Annotated in this window: 15 protein-coding genes and 1 other RNA gene; 3 read left to right on the forward strand and 13 right to left on the reverse strand. The window is 35.4% G+C overall.

Annotation, left to right across the window (positions count from 1 at the left end; translation table 11 throughout):
* Window positions 1-2 precede the first annotated feature (2 nt).
* From AC5P2S_RS15435 to glyA, 5 genes are all read right to left on the reverse strand, one after another.
* Window positions 3-2,336 (reverse strand): GumC family protein, encoded by a 2,334-nt coding sequence (locus AC5P2S_RS15435; protein WP_494555514.1) that lies wholly within the window; start codon window positions 2,334-2,336, stop codon window positions 3-5.
* 8 nt (window positions 2,337-2,344) lie between these two features.
* Window positions 2,345-3,127 (reverse strand): polysaccharide biosynthesis/export family protein, encoded by a 783-nt coding sequence (locus tag AC5P2S_RS15440; protein WP_494555515.1) that lies wholly within the window; start codon window positions 3,125-3,127, stop codon window positions 2,345-2,347.
* A 46-nt stretch (window positions 3,128-3,173) separates the two neighbouring features.
* Window positions 3,174-3,830 carry an outer membrane beta-barrel protein gene (locus AC5P2S_RS15445; RefSeq protein WP_494555516.1) on the reverse strand — a complete coding sequence of 219 codons (657 nt, stop codon included), beginning with the start codon at window positions 3,828-3,830 and terminating at the stop codon, window positions 3,174-3,176.
* Between the two features lie 92 nt (window positions 3,831-3,922).
* Window positions 3,923-4,411 (reverse strand): regulatory protein RecX, encoded by a 489-nt coding sequence (locus tag AC5P2S_RS15450; RefSeq protein WP_494557042.1) that lies wholly within the window; start codon window positions 4,409-4,411, stop codon window positions 3,923-3,925.
* Window positions 4,412-4,464: 53 nt separating this feature from the next.
* Entirely contained in the window at window positions 4,465-5,733 is a 1,269-nt protein-coding gene (gene glyA / locus AC5P2S_RS15455; RefSeq protein WP_283417698.1) for a serine hydroxymethyltransferase, read from the reverse strand.
* 77 nt (window positions 5,734-5,810) lie between these two features.
* Between glyA and AC5P2S_RS15460 the strand changes: the two genes are divergently transcribed.
* Window positions 5,811-6,107 carry a hypothetical protein gene (locus AC5P2S_RS15460; protein ID WP_283417697.1) on the forward strand — a complete coding sequence of 99 codons (297 nt, stop codon included), beginning with the start codon at window positions 5,811-5,813 and terminating at the stop codon, window positions 6,105-6,107.
* 96 nt (window positions 6,108-6,203) lie between these two features.
* Here AC5P2S_RS15460 and AC5P2S_RS15465 read toward each other — a convergent pair whose 3' ends face one another.
* The 6 genes from AC5P2S_RS15465 to AC5P2S_RS15490 form a co-directional block, all read right to left on the reverse strand.
* Window positions 6,204-7,091 carry a DUF72 domain-containing protein gene (locus AC5P2S_RS15465; protein ID WP_494555517.1) on the reverse strand — a complete coding sequence of 296 codons (888 nt, stop codon included), beginning with the start codon at window positions 7,089-7,091 and terminating at the stop codon, window positions 6,204-6,206.
* A 93-nt stretch (window positions 7,092-7,184) separates the two neighbouring features.
* Entirely contained in the window at window positions 7,185-8,867 is a 1,683-nt protein-coding gene (locus AC5P2S_RS15470) for a ribonucleoside-diphosphate reductase subunit alpha (RefSeq protein WP_494557043.1), read from the reverse strand.
* A gap of 21 nt (window positions 8,868-8,888) precedes the next feature.
* Window positions 8,889-9,137 (reverse strand): hypothetical protein, encoded by a 249-nt coding sequence (locus tag AC5P2S_RS15475; protein WP_494555518.1) that lies wholly within the window; start codon window positions 9,135-9,137, stop codon window positions 8,889-8,891.
* 312 nt (window positions 9,138-9,449) lie between these two features.
* Complete coding sequence (locus AC5P2S_RS15480; RefSeq protein WP_283417694.1) at window positions 9,450-10,424, reverse strand: ribonucleotide-diphosphate reductase subunit beta; 975 nt, start codon at window positions 10,422-10,424, stop codon at window positions 9,450-9,452.
* A gap of 369 nt (window positions 10,425-10,793) precedes the next feature.
* Window positions 10,794-11,609 carry a peptidase associated/transthyretin-like domain-containing protein gene (locus AC5P2S_RS15485; RefSeq protein ID WP_283417693.1) on the reverse strand — a complete coding sequence of 272 codons (816 nt, stop codon included), beginning with the start codon at window positions 11,607-11,609 and terminating at the stop codon, window positions 10,794-10,796.
* Between the two features lie 72 nt (window positions 11,610-11,681).
* The gene (locus tag AC5P2S_RS15490; protein ID WP_494555519.1) at window positions 11,682-11,924 is read right to left on the reverse strand and encodes a hypothetical protein; all 243 of its coding nucleotides are present in this window, start codon (window positions 11,922-11,924) and stop codon (window positions 11,682-11,684) included.
* Window positions 11,925-12,128: 204 nt separating this feature from the next.
* Here AC5P2S_RS15490 and ssrA point away from each other — a divergent pair.
* Both ssrA and deoD read left to right on the forward strand, forming a co-directional pair.
* Window positions 12,129-12,531: a transfer-messenger RNA gene (gene ssrA / locus AC5P2S_RS15495) on the forward strand.
* Between the two features lie 197 nt (window positions 12,532-12,728).
* Window positions 12,729-13,436 (forward strand): purine-nucleoside phosphorylase, encoded by a 708-nt coding sequence (gene deoD / locus AC5P2S_RS15500; RefSeq protein WP_283417692.1) that lies wholly within the window; start codon window positions 12,729-12,731, stop codon window positions 13,434-13,436.
* A 70-nt stretch (window positions 13,437-13,506) separates the two neighbouring features.
* Here the strand turns inward: deoD and AC5P2S_RS15505 are convergent, their stop codons facing one another.
* Both AC5P2S_RS15505 and AC5P2S_RS15510 read right to left on the reverse strand, forming a co-directional pair.
* Window positions 13,507-16,059 carry a M4 family metallopeptidase gene (locus AC5P2S_RS15505; protein ID WP_494555520.1) on the reverse strand — a complete coding sequence of 851 codons (2,553 nt, stop codon included), beginning with the start codon at window positions 16,057-16,059 and terminating at the stop codon, window positions 13,507-13,509.
* Window positions 16,060-16,140: 81 nt separating this feature from the next.
* Window positions 16,141-17,517 (reverse strand): DUF4403 family protein, encoded by a 1,377-nt coding sequence (locus AC5P2S_RS15510; protein WP_494555521.1) that lies wholly within the window; start codon window positions 17,515-17,517, stop codon window positions 16,141-16,143.
* Between the last annotated feature and the right edge of the window lie 69 nt (window positions 17,518-17,586).

Genomic DNA, 17,586 nt, shown 5'->3' on the forward strand with positions numbered 1-17,586 from the left:
ATTTAACTTGAATTTTTATTTCTTCTTAATAATTTGGACAGTTTACTTTTAGGCTTAAGGTATATATAATAGCCGTAACCGTATTTATAACTGTATTTAGAGTATTCGGGTTTCACATTATTTAATACAAATACCATATTTACAATCTGGTTATCTCTCCTAAAGTTTTGTGCAAATGAAAGCATCTCGTTGTCAGAAAATTCTGACTTAACGGTATAAATTACTAAATCAGAAATATCTACCAGGTGCATAGAATCACTTACCAGCATAACCGGTGCAGAATCCATGATAATATAATCGTATTCTTTTTTAAGACTTATAATCATATTATCAAATTTATTCATATCCAATAAATCATTTGGATTAGGAGCTTTTGCTCCACTGAAAAGAACATCCAGATTTTTATCCAATCCTGAGTTAACTATAAAACCATGAACATCTTCGTTATCTGCTACCAGGTAATCCGTTAATCCTTTTTTGCTTTTATTGATGAAGCGATGTAGCTGAGGATTGCGAATATCAGCTCCTATTAATAATACTTTTCCGCTCCCGGCAAGACTAAGTGCCGTATTTGCAGACACAGTAGTTTTACCTTCGCCTTTTACAGAGGAAGTTACCAATATAACCCCTCCTTTATTAATCTCTTTTGATCTTAAAATAAATTTTATATTGGAAGTTAGTATTCTGAATGATTCGGCAAAAATTGTAAAATCATTTTTCTCTATCAGAGTTTTATCCGTATCATTATAAGGTATTTCTCCCACAATTGGAATATATGGTGCTACAGATTCTAAATCTTCTTTTGTCCGAATCTTGGTATCTAAAATCCTAATGATAAACAATATTGCTAGAGGCAGCAAAAAACCAGCAATAAGTGATGTTGTTTTGATTTGATTATAATTTGGATTTACAACACCTAATGTATAAGCAGGATTTACAACCTTTGCTTTTGGAGCTGTTACTGCCAGAGTAATTGCATTTTCTTCTCTTTTCTGTAATAGATAAAGATATAAAGACTCTTTTAGATTTCTTTGTCTTTCTATATTTCGAAAAGTTCTCTCTTGACTAGGATATCTATAAATAGAAGCTTTATCCTCTCCCATCTCAATATTTGTCTGACCAATTTTCATCTGTACTTGAGCGCGATTCTCCTGTATATTTTTACGGATAGAAATCAAGAGTTCTGATAATTCTTTGTCAAAAGCTTTAATAGATGGGTTAGCTGCTGTAGCTTGCTTAAGCGTTCTTTTCTTTGTTAGTAATAATTCGTTATACTGTGCTAGGAGTGTTTCTGTTGCTTGTGGCATTCCTAATCCTGTAGGAAATAGCTGTTCTTTTCCAGAGTCTAAGATTGCAGATAAAGCATTTAGAATCTCTAACTGTGATGATTGTGCAAAGATATTTTCTACGTTTCCTGTTAGGCGATTAACAGCAATACCTGCCTGAACATCTATATCTGTAATTTTATTAGCCTTTTTAAAGTTTTCTTTATCAGCTTCAATTTTTTCTAGATCTGCCGAGATTAATCCTAACCTACCTTCAATAAATTTAGCGGTATTTTCTGCTTCTATATTTTTATCGCTTATCCCGTCAACATTATATTGCTTTACAAGTTCATTAAGAATATCTTCAGATTTTTGAGGAATTGGACCAACAAGACTAAGCTCCATCAAAAGTCCCGTAACAATCTGAGCTGTAATACCGCCTTCAAGGGATTTTACAATATTTTTTTTGCTTTTGAAAACTACTTTAACTTTATATGCCGATACTTCTGGATTCTTACTTATGATTACAGTTCCAAAAGGTAGTACCGCAGGTTTATCATATTTAAATATTCCATTTCCAAATGTCAATGGTCCTTCTGTAAGCCTATAAGAATCGTGATTATATGGTTCTATAAAATATGAGCTCCCAGAAAAATCTGGTTTTTCATATATAATCTCACCTTTATAAGGCGACGTATCATATAACTCAACCTCTCTAATCTTCCCTTTTATGAAAAAGCTTACATCAAGATTCAGATTTTTTCCTACTCTTTCCAATATAGGCTTAGAGACTATAATTGCAGCTTCACCTTGTAATTCGTTATCGCCGCTGATACCCATTCCTAAACTTTTAAGATCACCCAAAGCTCCTTTTCCCGATTGTGATTCTTGGAAGAGCATTGTTGTCTTGGAAAGATATTGCGGCTGTGTATATTTAAGATAAAAATAGGCGGCTAAATAAAAAATAGCCATACTTAGAATAATCCATGGCCAATATTTTAAAAAGCGAAAAATTTCTTTTTTAAAATTTATTTTTTTATTTGAACTAAAGTCCTGATCTAATAATTCCATTCAAAAAATTAACGTGAAAATCTAATAATTAAAGCTATCACACTTAAACTAACAGCTAAAACCTGCAAAAACATTGCTCTGTTTGGGTTTGTAGTATTTGCTGCAATTTGTTTATTACGATCTGGTTCTATATAAAGAATATCATTTTGCTGTAGGTAGTAATATGGTGAATTAACAATACCTGAATCAGAGAAATCTAAAGATATTATTGAGTCTTTTTGATTCTCTTCGGAATATCGCAGAAGCTTTACATTAGTTCTATCAGCAGCCGGAGTCATATCTCCTGCCAAAGCCAAAGCTTGAAAAAGATTTATTTTTTCATTGTTTGTCATTACTTGTCCTGGATTACCAACTTCTCCTAAAACACTAACTCTGAAATTGGTTAATCTTACATCTACTCTAGGATCTGTAAGATAAGTTTTGAGACGTTCTTCTATATCTTCTTGGAGTTGTTTTTTTGTCATCCCCTTACAGTAAATCCTTCCCAATACAGGCATTATGACAAAACCATCTTCGGAAACTGTATATTGGTTTACAACATTACTAGAAGCATTCTCTGCGGGATCATTGGTGGCAGACATTGATGAAAGATTAAATGGCTTGACTGCAATTTCATCAAAAGCAGAAACTCGAATTTCTAAAACGTCAGCTTCCTTTATCTTGAGTCCTGTATATCTTGCTTGACTTACTTCCTGATCGAAGTTATGATTACTCATATAAATCATATTTTTTTTAGGTTTACAAGAAATGGCTAAAAAAAATATGAGTAATAGAAATATTTGTTTTTTCATTTTTTAAATCTGCAAGAATAAAAAATCCTACAGTCTATATCTAACGTTAATATGTTTCTCCTAGATAATAACTTAATCCAATTCCTAAGAATCTATTGTACGTAGTTTTAGCAGTATAATCTGGATAAATTTTAGAAAAACCTCTGTCAAACCTGATAAATGCCTCTAGTTTATCATTTACTTTTGCACCTACTTTAACTGATAAACCATAGCTAAATTTATTCATTTTTTGTCCCAATCCAAATTTATTAGGATCAAAGCCTGTAAACATAGCCTCCTTCGCAGCATCTCCCTCCTTTGTGTTTTCAGACACTAAAAATTCGAATTTTGGGCCTGCCATAATATATATATCCCCTTTGTAACCATGATTTTTCAGAAAATATTTAATATACAAAGGAACTCCAACATAAACATTACTATACTTTTGATAATCTACCTTATCTTCATTCCAATCTCCCTTCTCACCAATTGTAAAAACTTCTAATTGTGGTGTAAAATATAACCAAGCAGAATCATAAATATCATTTGTCACTAACGAAAAATCTGCAAAAACACCTAAACTCCCTCCAAAATCACCTTTTGAGACACCATGGATACCCGCTATTGAACCTTTGTGAACACTGCCAGTAACTCCATACTTAATTGATTGTGCGTTTGCAAATCCAAATAATACTAATGAATATATAATAGCTAATTTTTTCATGAACTTTGTTTGATCAAATTTGGGACGAAATTAAGAATTTTTTATTTATTATTCAGAAATATTTACATTCTTTGAAAAATTTCAATATTAATTTAAGTTAATCTTTGATTATCTGACTCAGTATTAACATCTAGAATAGCATCATATTCGAAACCTCTGGATAAAAGATATTGGATTGTTTTACTTTTTTTCTGATACTCTTTTAAGTCTTTTTGCCTTGAAAAATATTCCTGATAAATCTTTCGTATCATTTTTTCATAGTCATCAGCTTCAATCTCATCCATACATTTGGAAATTAATTTTTCAGTAATTTTCTTTTGCCTGAGATTGATTTTGATTTTATTCCTTCCCCAGTGTTTGATGTAGAATTTTCCTCTTATATAACTTCGGGTAAAGCGCTCTTCATTAAGGTAATTTTCTCTAATGAGATACAGAAATATTTCATCCTTAGCTTCAGGGATTAATACAAATTCTTTCATTTTTTGCTCAACCTCATAATGACATCTGTCCTGATAAACACAATAGTTGACCAGCTTTAATTTGATCTCATCAAAAGTGAACGACTTCTTTTCCATTGTTATAAAAAAAGAATGAACCCGAAAGCTCATCCTCTTATCAATAATTATATTTTCTATTAATAGTTGAAAAGCTTTTTTCCTTCCATCAATTCATTAACTTTCTTTTTAACAGAAGCTAATCTATCTTCGTTCTTGATATCATCCACGACTTCAGAAATTAAACCTGCAATCGTTCCCATATCACTTTCTTTCAGGCCTCTTGTAGTAATTGCTGCTGTTCCAAGACGAATCCCTGAAGTTGTGAAAGGCGATTTATCATCAAAAGGAACCATATTCTTGTTACAAGTAATGTCAGCCTTTACTAATGCTTTTTCAGTTTCTTTTCCGTTAACGTTTTTGTTTCTCAAATCAATTAACATCAAGTGGTTATCCGTTCCGCCACTTACGATTTCGAAGCCTAAGTCTATCATCGATTTTGCTAAAGCCTGGGCATTAGCTTTTACCTGCTTAGCATAAACTTCGAATTTAGAATCGATGGCTTCCGCAAACGCAACAGCTTTAGCACCAATTACGTGTTCCAATGGACCACCTTGGATTCCTGGGAAAACGGCACCATCCAAAACAGCACTCATTAACTTGGTTTCCCCTTTTGGCGTTTTATGTCCATAAGTATTTTCAAAATCCTCGCCCATCATAATCATTCCTCCTCTTGGACCTCTCAATGTTTTGTGGGTCGTTGTTGTCACCACGTGGCAATGCTCGAATGGACTATTCAATAGACCTTTAGCAACCAATCCTGCCGGATGTGCAATATCAGCCCAAAGCGTTGCTCCAATTTCATCAGCAACTTCGCGGAATTTAGCATAATCCAAATCTCTGGAATAAGCAGAAAATCCAGCAATCAGCATTTTTGGCTTTTCTCTTAGAGCTACATCTCTCATTTGGTCATAATCAATCAGGCCTGTTTCTTTCTGAACACCATAAGAACAAACCTGATATTGGATTCCTGAGAAATTAACCGCAGAACCGTGTGTCAAATGGCCGCCCATAGACAAATCCATTCCCATCACTTTATCGCCCGGTTTAAGGACTGAAAGATAAATTGCTGCATTGGCCTGAGATCCAGAATGTGGCTGAACGTTCACATAATCCACCCCGAATAATTCTTTTGCTCTGTCGATTGCCAATTGCTCTACCTCATCCACCACTTCGCATCCGCCGTAATATCTACGTCCGGGATAACCTTCTGCATATTTATTGGTAAGCACACTTCCCATTGCTTTCATCACATTCTCGGAAACAAAATTCTCCGATGCAATTAGTTCAATTCCGTGGGTTTGTCTTTGTCTTTCTTTTTCAATTAGTTCGAAAATCGGGTCTTGCATTTCTTAGATTTATTTTTCCCAAAAGTAAGAAATTCCCAAGATATTTTTATAACTTTAAATGATTAACCTTCTCCATTATGAAATCTAAGAAGAAATATAAAAAAGAACTCTTAAAATCTCTGAAACACCTGGAAGCTGCAGAAAGTGCTTCCCTAAGAGTAATGACAAACCTGATGCTTCTTAAGGAAATGAAAGAAAACAATATTAAGTTCAAAAAAGGTGATGTATTTTCTTTCGAGGATGACATTTTCGATTATAGCGAGGACAAAAACGTCCGCATCCTTGCAAAGCTTCGTAAAAAAACAATGAAAGCGATGCAAAAGTTAGTTGAAAATAATCAATTTAAAGATAAAGAGCTGAAGTTTTTGGCTTAAATTTTCCCGTAAAAAATTCTCTGAATTTTGCCATCTCTCTAATTTAGAGAAATTACAATATAAAAACAATTCCTTTCAACGCGAAAGGAATTTTATTTAAAATAATGTCGGCTGTTCAGAAGCCATTGTCGGAATATGGATATCTGTCCCGAATTCCTTGTTGACATTTTCTATAAAATAAGCTGACAATAATGGCGATGCCTTTTCTACATTTTGATGAACAAAGAAATAAAGATTCTGCAAACCTTCTTTTTTCCAGACATTGATTCTCTCCAACCAATCATCCAATCTTGCATAATCGCTTTCAGCATTAGCTCCGACATAACGCACAAATGCATTAGGCGTTGTCAGCCGCATATGAAGCATATCCCGCCGCCCTGCTGTATCTACGATGATATTGGTGATTTGATTCATTTCAAATAATTCACAAACAGTATTGAACACTTCTTCGTCGGTGAACCATTCTGTATTTCTCAATTCGATGGCTAATGGAACTTCTTTTGGCCAATCTTGCACAAATTTTTCCAATCGTTCATAGTCTTTCGGTTTGAAATTATCGTGTAGCTGTAGAAAAACCATTCCTAATTTTTTATCGAAATTCAGAACTGCCGAAGCAAATTGCGTTACAACATCTGTAATATTCAATAATCTTCGGAAGTGTGAAACGGTATTGGTAATCTTCGGAAAGAATTTGAAATCCTTTGGCGTTTTTTCTTTCCAGGTCTGGACTTGTTCGGCTGTTGGCATTCCGTAGAAAGTCGCATTCAATTCAATCGAATTAAATTGAGTTGCGTAATAAGTCAATTGGTCTTTTGTTCCTTTTGGATAAAAACCTTTGAGGTCGGTTTTGTTCCACTTGGCACAACCGATAGAGATATTATCCAGACCTTTTTTATTCTGCTCGAGAATGAATTTGGTTTGAGGATGATCTTTTGGCAAAGTAAAATCGATTTGTGACGGGTCAGCAACTTGTCCGAATTTCATAGGAGTTCAAAGTTTTTAGTTGGAGGCTTAAAGTTAACAAAAAAACCGTAGAAAATCCTACGGTTTTGATTATCAATTATTAGTTTCTACTATTTAAGCTTCACAAGCAGAGCAAGTCACAAAGTTGACCATTAATTCTTTCGAAACCGAAGAACTTCTTTGGTAGTACAATGTTTTTACGCCTTTTTTCCAAGCTTCTATCATTACATAGTTAACGTCTTTCACTGGCATTGTAGAAGGAATCTGCAGGTTAAGTGATTGAGCCTGGTCAATATATTGTTGTCTTTGAGCAGCCTGGGAAACAATCTCCATCGGAGAAATCTCTCTGAACGTTTTGAAAACGGCTTTCTCATCATCTGTCAAACCTTCAAGATGCTGAACAGAACCGTGATTCAGCATAATAGTTCTCCAGGTTTCTTCATTATCAAGACCTTTTTCGTCTAGCAATTTTGCCAGATATTTGTTCTTACGCATAAAGTTTCCTTTTGCCAAACCTGCTTTGTAATAGTTAGAAGCAAAAGGTTCAATTCCCGGAGATGTTTGCCCAAGAATTGCAGAGCTTGAAGTGGTTGGAGCAACAGCTAACAACGTTGTATTTCTTAGTCCGTAACCTTTAAGCATATCCGGCTCTCCGTAGATGTTAGCCAATTCTTTAGAAGCAATTTCAGCTTGTTCTTTGATATGACGGAATGCTCTTGCATTGAACTGAGTTGCCTGGAAACTCTCGAAAGGAATCATATTTTTCTGCAAATATGAATGATATCCTAAAACGCCTAATCCAAGTGCTCTGTGACGCATTGCAAAGTTTCTAGCAGAAGTCAGGTAATAATTGCCTTCTGTTTTCTCGATGAATTCTGATAGAACCGCATCCAGGAAATAGATGGCTAATTTCACAGCATTCGTATCTTTCCACTCATCGTATAATTCAAGGTTCATTGATGATAAACAGCAGATGAAAGATTCATTAGCCGTTGAAGGCAACATAATCTCTGAACAAAGATTACTAGCGTTAACCATCAATCCTGCATCTTTATAAACCTGAGGTTTGTTTCTGTTCACGTTATCTGTAAAGAAAATATATGGCAAACCTTTTTGCTGACGGCTTTCCAAAACTCTTGCCCAGATTTTTCTCTTTTCAACATCACCATCAATCATATCTTGCATCCAGTAATCCGGAACGCAAACACCTGTGAATAAATTCTGGATTGGACTTCCGATATCTTTGATACTCAAAAATTCTTCGATATCTCCGTGGTCAATGTCAAGATAAGCTGCGAAAGCTCCTCTTCTCACACCACCTTGAGAAACCACATCCATCGCTGTATCATATAATTTCATAAAAGAAACTGCTCCGGAAGATTTTCCATTGTCTGTAACAGCCGTTCCTCTATTTCTCAATTCCCCGAAGTAACCTGAAGTTCCTCCACCGATTTTCGTCTGCATAATCACTTCACCCAATTTGTGAGTAATACCTTCGATATTATCAGGAATATGAACGTTGAAACAAGATATCGGCAAACCACGCTGTGTTCCCATATTAGCCCAAACCGGAGAAGAAAAACTGATCCAGCCCTTCACAATCATCTCTTTGAAAGCCGGCTGCAATTCCGGTTTGTAAAGACGTTTTGCTGCTGCAGTTGTAATTCTGTCAATTGCGCCTTCTACAGTTTCCCCTTTCAGAAGGTAACCTCTGTTAAGCATTTGCTCAGACTCTTCGTTGAGCCACCAGATATCTATATTCTCGTCCATCATAACTTTATTATTTTGCTTGCTAATTTTCTTTTTAAATTTACTGAATTAGTTCAAAAGTATCTTCCTGCTCCGTTCCAATTCTCCAATTTTTACTTTGTTGATGTGTGTAAAAGTCACATCATTATTAATCTCTTCAAACTGCTTTGCTTTTTTGATGCAATAGTCAATTTTGTAGGCTACGGACATACATACTCTATGTCCTCGTGTCAAACCCATTCCCATATAAATGTATTCTCCTAATTGGAAATTGTCTGACTTGCTGTGCTCAATTTCTGAAATAATGTCTGAGTTCATATTGATTTAAATTTAGTTGATGACTAATATTTAAATAAAACCAAGCGACTCAGACTAATATTTGGTTTTATCACATAAAAAAGAAAACTCCAAGAATCTGTAAACTATTTCTTAAAATTTTCTTTTCACAACCCTTTCATAGTTCAGAACTCTGAAAGGGTTTCTATTCAGTTTGTCATTCCGGAGGAATCTAAACTAAGCTGTCAAGATTCCTCCGGAATGACAATATTATGTTCTTGTCGTATACTTAATTTATTCAAAACTAGTCGTCAAAAAACTTCCATCTTCCGACATCTGACTTCCAACAAAAATCTAAAACAAATCGTTCGCCGTGATCGACTTGTCGTGTTTTGTATAATCTACCGGACGTTTTGCGAAGAAATCATCTAAAGAGTTGGCAAAAACTTCCTCTTCAAACCAAACCATTGGTCTGTAATCTTCCGGCGTTACGTTGTATCTCGTTTTCATTCCGATTTTCTTCAAAGAGTCATCCACTCTGTATTTCATAAAATCCAAAAGATTTTTCTTGGAAACGTGTTCGATTTCGCCTAGTTCAAAAATCCAATCCAGGATATCGGATTCCATTTCAATAGACTCATCAACTAAGTCATAAATCGATTCGATATCGTCATCAGTCAGTAAATTAGGCTGCTCTTCTCTGATTTTATTAATCAAATAGATTCCTCCGTTAGCATGTATTTGTTCATCTACAGACGTCCACGCGATGATGTTGGAAACGTTTTTCATATAGCCTTTGAATCTTGTGAAAGACAAAATGATAGCAAACTGGCTGAACAGGGACACATTTTCTATCAAGATACTGAAAAGCAACAATGATGAAACGTAAGATTTCGGATCCTGGGAATTGGCATTTTTCAAGACTTTTCCCAAATAATCGATTCTGTTTTTTACCGCTGGAATGTCAATTACATTCAGGAACTCATCGTTATAACCCAACACTTCCAACAATCTGGAATAAGCCTCGGAGTGACGGAATTCGCATTCCGCAAATGTTGCTCCCAAACCATTCAGTTCCGGTTTTGGAAGATGGTGATAGAGATTCCCCCAAAATGTTTTTACGTTAACCTCGATCTGAGCAATTGCCAAAAGCGCATGCTTCACAGCATTTTTCTCGTGTGGCTCCAACTGAGAATGGAAATCTTGAACATCCGCTGTGAAATCCACTTCCGAATGCACCCAATAGGACTTGTTGATAGCTTCTATAAATTGTAAAACTTCCGGATATTCAAACGGTTTATAACTTATTCTTTTATCAAAAATCCCCATAGTTTAATGCTTTAATGTTTCTTTATAAGAGTAATCACCGGTAGGATATAGGAAATCAGCACTTTAAAATCTATTGCTTTTTCTCCCAAAGCGGTAACACAAAAATAGAAATTGAATACAACAAATGAAAGAGCGAAAGTCCAAAAAATGTCAAAAAACTGACAATCATCGGCTAAAGTTTTCCACATTATGTTAAAAGTCCTATGAATAGGGATTTTATGAGGGAAAGCAAGTTCTTACGGCTATTAAAAGGCAAAATTCAATTTAAACATTTTACATAAAAACCATTGTTAAAAGTGTTTTAATATTAAACAAATAAAATTTTAAAATCTTTGCTTCTTCGCAATGATTATAAAATGATTAAAATTTTTAACCTTCCGACTGTTTCTTGGAAAAGTTGTGAGTTTTGATATATTCTGAGAAAGCCATTTTAAGTTTTGAATCGATCGCAGCCTTGTCAAAGTTCTTTCTATAGTTCTTTGCCAAATTATAAGCCTGGTCTGCATAGGCTAGAAAAATATCGAAATCGTACTCGTCTAAGCCATATTGTGTATAATAGCCTAAATCAATAGCAGATTTTACCCGTTTGTAGAACTCTTGGGTTTCGCTATAATCGGCAGTTGTTTTGGGAGATGATGTTGCTTTTCCTAGAAGTCCACCAATCGCACCGGCTAATTTCATCAAATTGACTTGTCCGGCTGCAAAATCCGGTTGTTTGAAAGCGGAAGGCGTTGAAGCTTTTGGAACGACTTCATTGAGGGGTGTTCTCATATAATTGTTCATTGCGCTGTTGAGTGCAACAACTTTTGGTGGCGGATTGAGTCTTGTAACGTCTTTTTTCAAGATTCCGGTTGGCTTGAATGATAGCCTGACTTCTTCTATCTCTTGCGGAATGGTTGTTAATTTTACGTCTAAACTCTTTGAGAAACTCCCGGATGTTAATAAAATCAAACTTCGTTCATAACCTTGCCTGGATATTCTCAATTCATCCGAAGGTTTGGCTGCAATGGCGAAATTTCCCATATTGTCAGACATCACAATCTGATCTGTTCTGAGGTTATGAATGCTGGCGAAAGGCAGCTTGTCTCCACTCTCGTTGGTAATATTTCCCAAAATATAGTCTGACTGGGAAAAGATTCTTATCGAGAATAATGTGATAAGAAGAAATAATAATTTAATTTTCACAGAATTAAGTTTGTACAAAATTAGTTTTAATCAGCTCTGATATTGTGATGAAAGGGTTTTGAAAGAGATAGTTTAACCGACTTTAACCTGTTTTGGGAATTTTTTAGAAATTGAAAGTTTTGGTTTTGTTAAAATTATTTTGAGAATGGTTTTGAATACTGATGCTTTAAACGCAAAGTACGCAAAGGTTTCTTTTATCATTGTTGAAATATTTTTAAGGTTCGCAAAGGCGCTTTGCTCAGCTATTTTATCACTCGTTGATTTTGGGGGATTTTGCTGATTTTCTTTTATCTCAAAAGGTCTAATGATTGACAAATTTCGTTTTTTGCGAAGCGCGTGAGGGATGGTAGTGGAAATCCTTTTGGGGATTTTGCAAAATCCCCAAAAGATTGCAACGGACAGCCCGACCCGAGCGGCTGGTACGTTTTGGCGAGGGTCACGCCCAAATATAAATGATAAATGACGTGATTTTGTTGGACTGTTTTTTTTGCGTAAATTTGTTGTCTTATCTTAAAAATTGGGGTTGACTGGTTTCGACAGCAAGACCAATGGGTAAGTAAGCATGCAGAGAACCGTAGCGCGATCTCTTAAATCCCTTGCTACAACATTTTAACTGGCAACGAAGAGTTCGCTCTTGCAGCTTAATAATCGAAGTTTAGTAGATTCAAGCGTTTCCCGAAGATTTCAGTAAGGAAGCAAGATGTCTCACCAATGTTCTGTTCTGCGACGTTGGATCCTGGGATATAGGAATGCGGAAATAAGGTTTTGGATGCTTTGACCAAAACTCGAAAATTTTAGAAGCTAAGGTTTAGGTTGGGTGTTTGCTCTCTGCCTGAGCTCGAAAATCAATAGCAAAATAAGCATGTAGAAAGCTTGCGTATTGCTTGTTTGGACGAGGGTTCGAATCCCTCCAACTCCACCAAAAGCACTCTTCAAATGAAGGGTGTTTTTATTTTATTAATCGATTCTTGATCTTCCTAATTTTTTACTATTCTATGATAAGACTTCCGAAAGTAATCACAAAAATCAAGTACTCTAATAAATAATTTTATTTCAAAATCATTTACATAAATCGAATAATAAATTTTATATTCACGGTCTTAAAAAAAATTCATAAAAATGAGTGTTCACATTAGTGCTAAAAAAGGAGAAATCGCAAAGACGGTTTTGATGCCCGGCGATCCACTTAGAGCAAAATATATTGCTGATAATTTTTTGACAGACGCCAAATTGGTCAGTCAAACAAGAAACATCTATTTCTACACAGGAAATTATAAAGGTAAAGAAATTACTGTTGGTGCGAGCGGAATGGGATTTCCAAGTATCGGAATTTACTCTTTCGAATTGTTTACCGAGTATGAAGTTGAAACGATCATTAGAATCGGAACTTGTGGTGCTTATTCTACAGATTTAAAATTATTCGATATCCTGAATGTAGAAAAGGCAGCGAGTGAAAGTACTTACGCAAAATTTGCCTGGGGAATTGAAGAAGATGCCATTTCTAACCAAGGAAGTGTTTTTGATAAAATCAATGAAACAGCAAAAGAATTAGGTTTGGAAGCTAAAGCAACCAACATCCACTCCAGCGATATTTTCTACAGAAAAGACCCTGCTGTTCCGGAAATAGCCGTAAGACACAATTGTCCTGCCGTAGAAATGGAAGCTTTTGCGCTTTTTGCTAATGCACAACATTTGGGTAAAAATGCAGCAACAATCTTAACGGTTTCTGACATTATCCCAACTCACGAGCAAATCTCAGCCGACCAAAGAGAAAAAGCATTGAGAACTATGATGGAACTATCACTTGAAACAGCTATTAAATTTTAATCTGCTGCATTTTAAAATAAAAAAAGCTTCTGATAATTCAGAAGCTTTTTATGGTTTTATAGTCAAACGATTATTTCTTGATTACTTTTACAGTATTACTCTCTATATCAGAAACGACTTTCAGAACATAAGTTCCATTCACCAATTGGCTCATATCTAATGAAGCATTCTTGGTATTGTTATTCAGGTTAAATTTCTGAATCAATTGTCCGGCTGAGTTGTAAATTTCTACATTTTTCAGATTTGTATTATTCTTATTCTGAATTGTCACAAATCCTGAAGTCGGATTAGGGTACACGTTGATTCCATTCTGCTTCTGAACATCTTCAACAGCTAATGTACTACAGTTGTAAACATAAATTTCATCCAGATACCAACCTTCTATTCCGTTACAGCCATCCGTTCCAAATTCGAATCTAAATTTGATTTTAGAACCGGAAGTCACACCGATTTTAGAAAGATCTATCACACTTTGTCCCCAGCTTCCTCCAAGTGATCCGCCATCTGTTCCTGTAAAAGCTCTCTGTCCTTTCAGTGGATTATCACTTTGAGCAGTTCCGTCTAATGCACTATTATAAGCATTTTGTGTGAAAGCCGTAACTGGCAATAATGTCCATGCACCTCCATTTAAGCTGTATTTGATATTTCCACCGTCCCAGGTAGCTTCTGTGGCAATATAATGATTGAAAGCCATTTCGTATTTCCCGGTAGTAAAGGCAGGAAACGTAATTGTCGGGCTTTCCAGACGAAGAATTCCATTTTGCAAATCCGTATTGCAATCGCCATTAATTGGATCTATTGCAAATATAGCCTTACCGGCTCTTGATTTTGGTAAATTACCTTTAACTGTCCAATCTCTCGCCTCCCAAGTAGCAGGCTTTGTAGGAACATTAGAAACTGTCCAGTTTCCTAGACCATTTTCCCAATCTTCCCTGAACAAAGGATTAGAAGTCGCACTTGCACAAAGATCTGGAACAGCTTTTAAAATTGGCTGATAATTACATTGAGTTGCAGGAGATGACCTCAATTGTACCGCCAAAATTCCGTTTTTAATATTCTGAATATCTGCCGAAGTGAAAGACTTCCCGCTTAGTCCTGCTGGATTAGCTGTAGTTGATAATCCTTGTAAATTAATTCCGATCAGGTCATTTGCGGAAGCTTCCAGTGCATCAGCAAAGTTTGCAAAATCACTAGTAGCCGTAAGATATGTTGTCTGTGCTTTCCACCAAAGATGAGCTGCTTTTATGAAACCAATTCCTGTAATAGTGTAGCCATTGTAAGTTCCTCCATCTACAAGCAATGCATATAAATGATTTGTCGGCCCAGAATTGGTGTGAACACCTCCACTATCCGCTGTTCCACAGTAATAATAACTAGGATCCAATACTTTTGAAGGTTGACTGTTACAGTTTGGATTCCACATATCACGGATAGCGCCGCCAAAAGCTGTTGCATCCTCGCCCATTTTCCAACGAAGAGAGCCCGAGCATGAAGCCGTTGTTCTTACACTTAGATTTTCTCCTTCATCCATATAATTGTTTAGTAAATCAATGGTTTCCCCCCAAACATCGGAATAAGACTCGTTAAGAGCGCCAGACTGATACTGATAAATCAATCCACTTGTATATTCTGTATAAGCATGTCCCCATTCATGAGCAATCACGTCATCTGTTGCAGTTCCGTCACAATATCCTGCATATGTTCCATTCCATCTTGCATTCGGGCAAGATATTGTCGGGTCATTGTTAACCGTAATCATTGTATGGTCTGCCGAGTCATAAGACACATATCCGAAAGCATTTTTGAAGAAATTATAAACATGTTCCGATGTTGTTACTTCATTCTGCTGCCAGCTGCTTAAAGTCCCCGGAAAAGCATCACCTTCTTTCCACTTCAGGTTAGAAGAATTGGTATTAGTTTCATACAACTTTCTGTCGATTGGATGAATCCCTGTAAATTGCTCTACCAGTTCTCCTGTATGAGCATCGATAAAAAGAAATTCTCTTACATCTTTTTTATTTGTAACTTCCACTTCATAAGCTAAATAAGAAGTAACAACTCCTCCCTGAGCCAAGTATTTCGGAAAAATCAAAAGATTGGTTTTTGCAGCTTCCAGAGCTGTACCAGATTTATTTAGATCTTGTTTTGTGACTAAGTTCTTAGCAATATTACCAGCATCAGCCGCCGATATATCTGGTGTAGAATTTACTTTGATGTTAGAAATTGTATTCCCATTAACAGAGGTTAATTGTTCTTTTCCATTAAAATGGAATTTCAAAATGCCGTCATAAACCGGAACTCCCTGATATTGTTGCCTGTAAGTAACATTCTTTAATCCATAATTATCTGTTTTTTCTTCTACAAAGACCAGATCATTTACAGATTTCAGATTAAAAGCTTTGAAATTCTCCGCTAAAAATTCTGTTACTTTCGCTTTTGCACCTGCAGATTTTAGTTGAAGTGCATCAGAGTTTTCAAAACGAATAAAATTTGGATTAAGAGTGCTATTGCTTATCGTAACACTAGCATGCGTTTCTTTTTTAAGCTTGGTCAATTCTTTGGATTCTTGTGCAAATCCACAAGTATATGTCAAAACAATTGCCAGAGATAGAGTTTTCTTCATTTTTAAATTTAATTGTTAGCAAATATAAATAATATTACGCTCATTATTATCAACAAAAACAAAGAAACTAAAGAAACATTATTAAAAACTCAATCCGGAAATATTCATTTGCAATTGTGCTTTTGTATCAATAACAACGGTTATATATTTCTCTGATAATAAAAACTGTGTCGGTTTAAGATCAAGAACATTTCCCTTTAGCCTGATGCCTTTTACATATTCTTTATTAAAGTTTTCTGTAAGGCTTTTTTTAGATGCATTTTCGATGTCCAGCAATGGGATGCCATAGTCTTTTTCAATCATTCTCCTGATCTTACCTTCGAAGAGAACAGTCAAAGCTTTCTGGAAGAAATTTTTGGTTTTGAGATTAAAATCGTTGACATTCAGCTTTATTTTGTGTTCTTCTGCGCTGTAATAGGGTTGGCCTTTGATGAAAGCTGTCCCATTGACTTCACCGCTTGTATGCGCTTCTATGACAACATTGTCTTTTTCCTTATATACCGATATTTCGGTAATTTTCACCTTATTTTTTTCACTGCTCATCGGGAATTCTTTATCCTGAAATTGCTGTCTTGCAAGTCTCGTTGCTTCATCAAAACTGATGTTTGCCGTGGTTTGCAAGTTAAAAACATTTTGAAGATTTGGGTTTAAAGTAAAATTTGGAACTGTATTGACGTCTCTTGTTGCTAAAGGAATCTGCCCAACAAAGGTTTCCGAATATAAGTCAATCCCAATGGTTGTTTTGATTTTGTCCTGGAAAACCTGAAGCGGCGCCATGTAAGTATTTTGCGGTGTAATCTTCAACCATGTATTGTATTCTTCCGAAACATTGATCGGCTTTGAGAACTGGTTCCAAGCCATTACCAAATAAGGCTGAAGATTGAATTTCGTTTTAATCTGCTGATCAATAATTGTTGTGAATTTTCCTTGCTGCTCTTTCAAAGTTGATTCTATAAAAGATGCAATCGGGATTTTCACTTTGCCATAATCCAAAACCGGTTTCTGAGTCCAGACAAATCCTGCGGTTGTTGTTTTTGTATCAAGTTTCCAATCTTGTGTCGCCGTAAGACTGGTTATGAAATTCATTATCAGATTAAAATTCGTGTCTTTGTACATATAATAGCCCAAAGTCCCATAACCTTTCTCTGCCCATATTTTCAAAGGGACCGAGATCATCAGACGATTGTTGGTTAGAGCTTTTATATTGATGTTATTCTGTTTTTCAACTTTTATTTTGAATTGATCATTATTGTTATCCGTGTAAGATTGATCCTCATACAAAACACCTTTTATGGATTGATTAACAAGGCTGTTGATCTCCGAAATCGGGAGCGAAACAGGAAGCGTGATGTTGGACTTGATTTTTGGTAAAGTATAAACCGGATTTTCTATTTGAGAGAAAGCAATGAAACTTACCAGCAAAAAATATATTGATGCGAACTTTCGAATGAGATTCATAAATGTTTTAATAAATTCTTAAACGCAAAATTAATGGTTTTATTGATGTTAAAAATAAAAGAGAGTAAG

Source organism: Epilithonimonas sp. 33E (assembly GCF_059372615.1).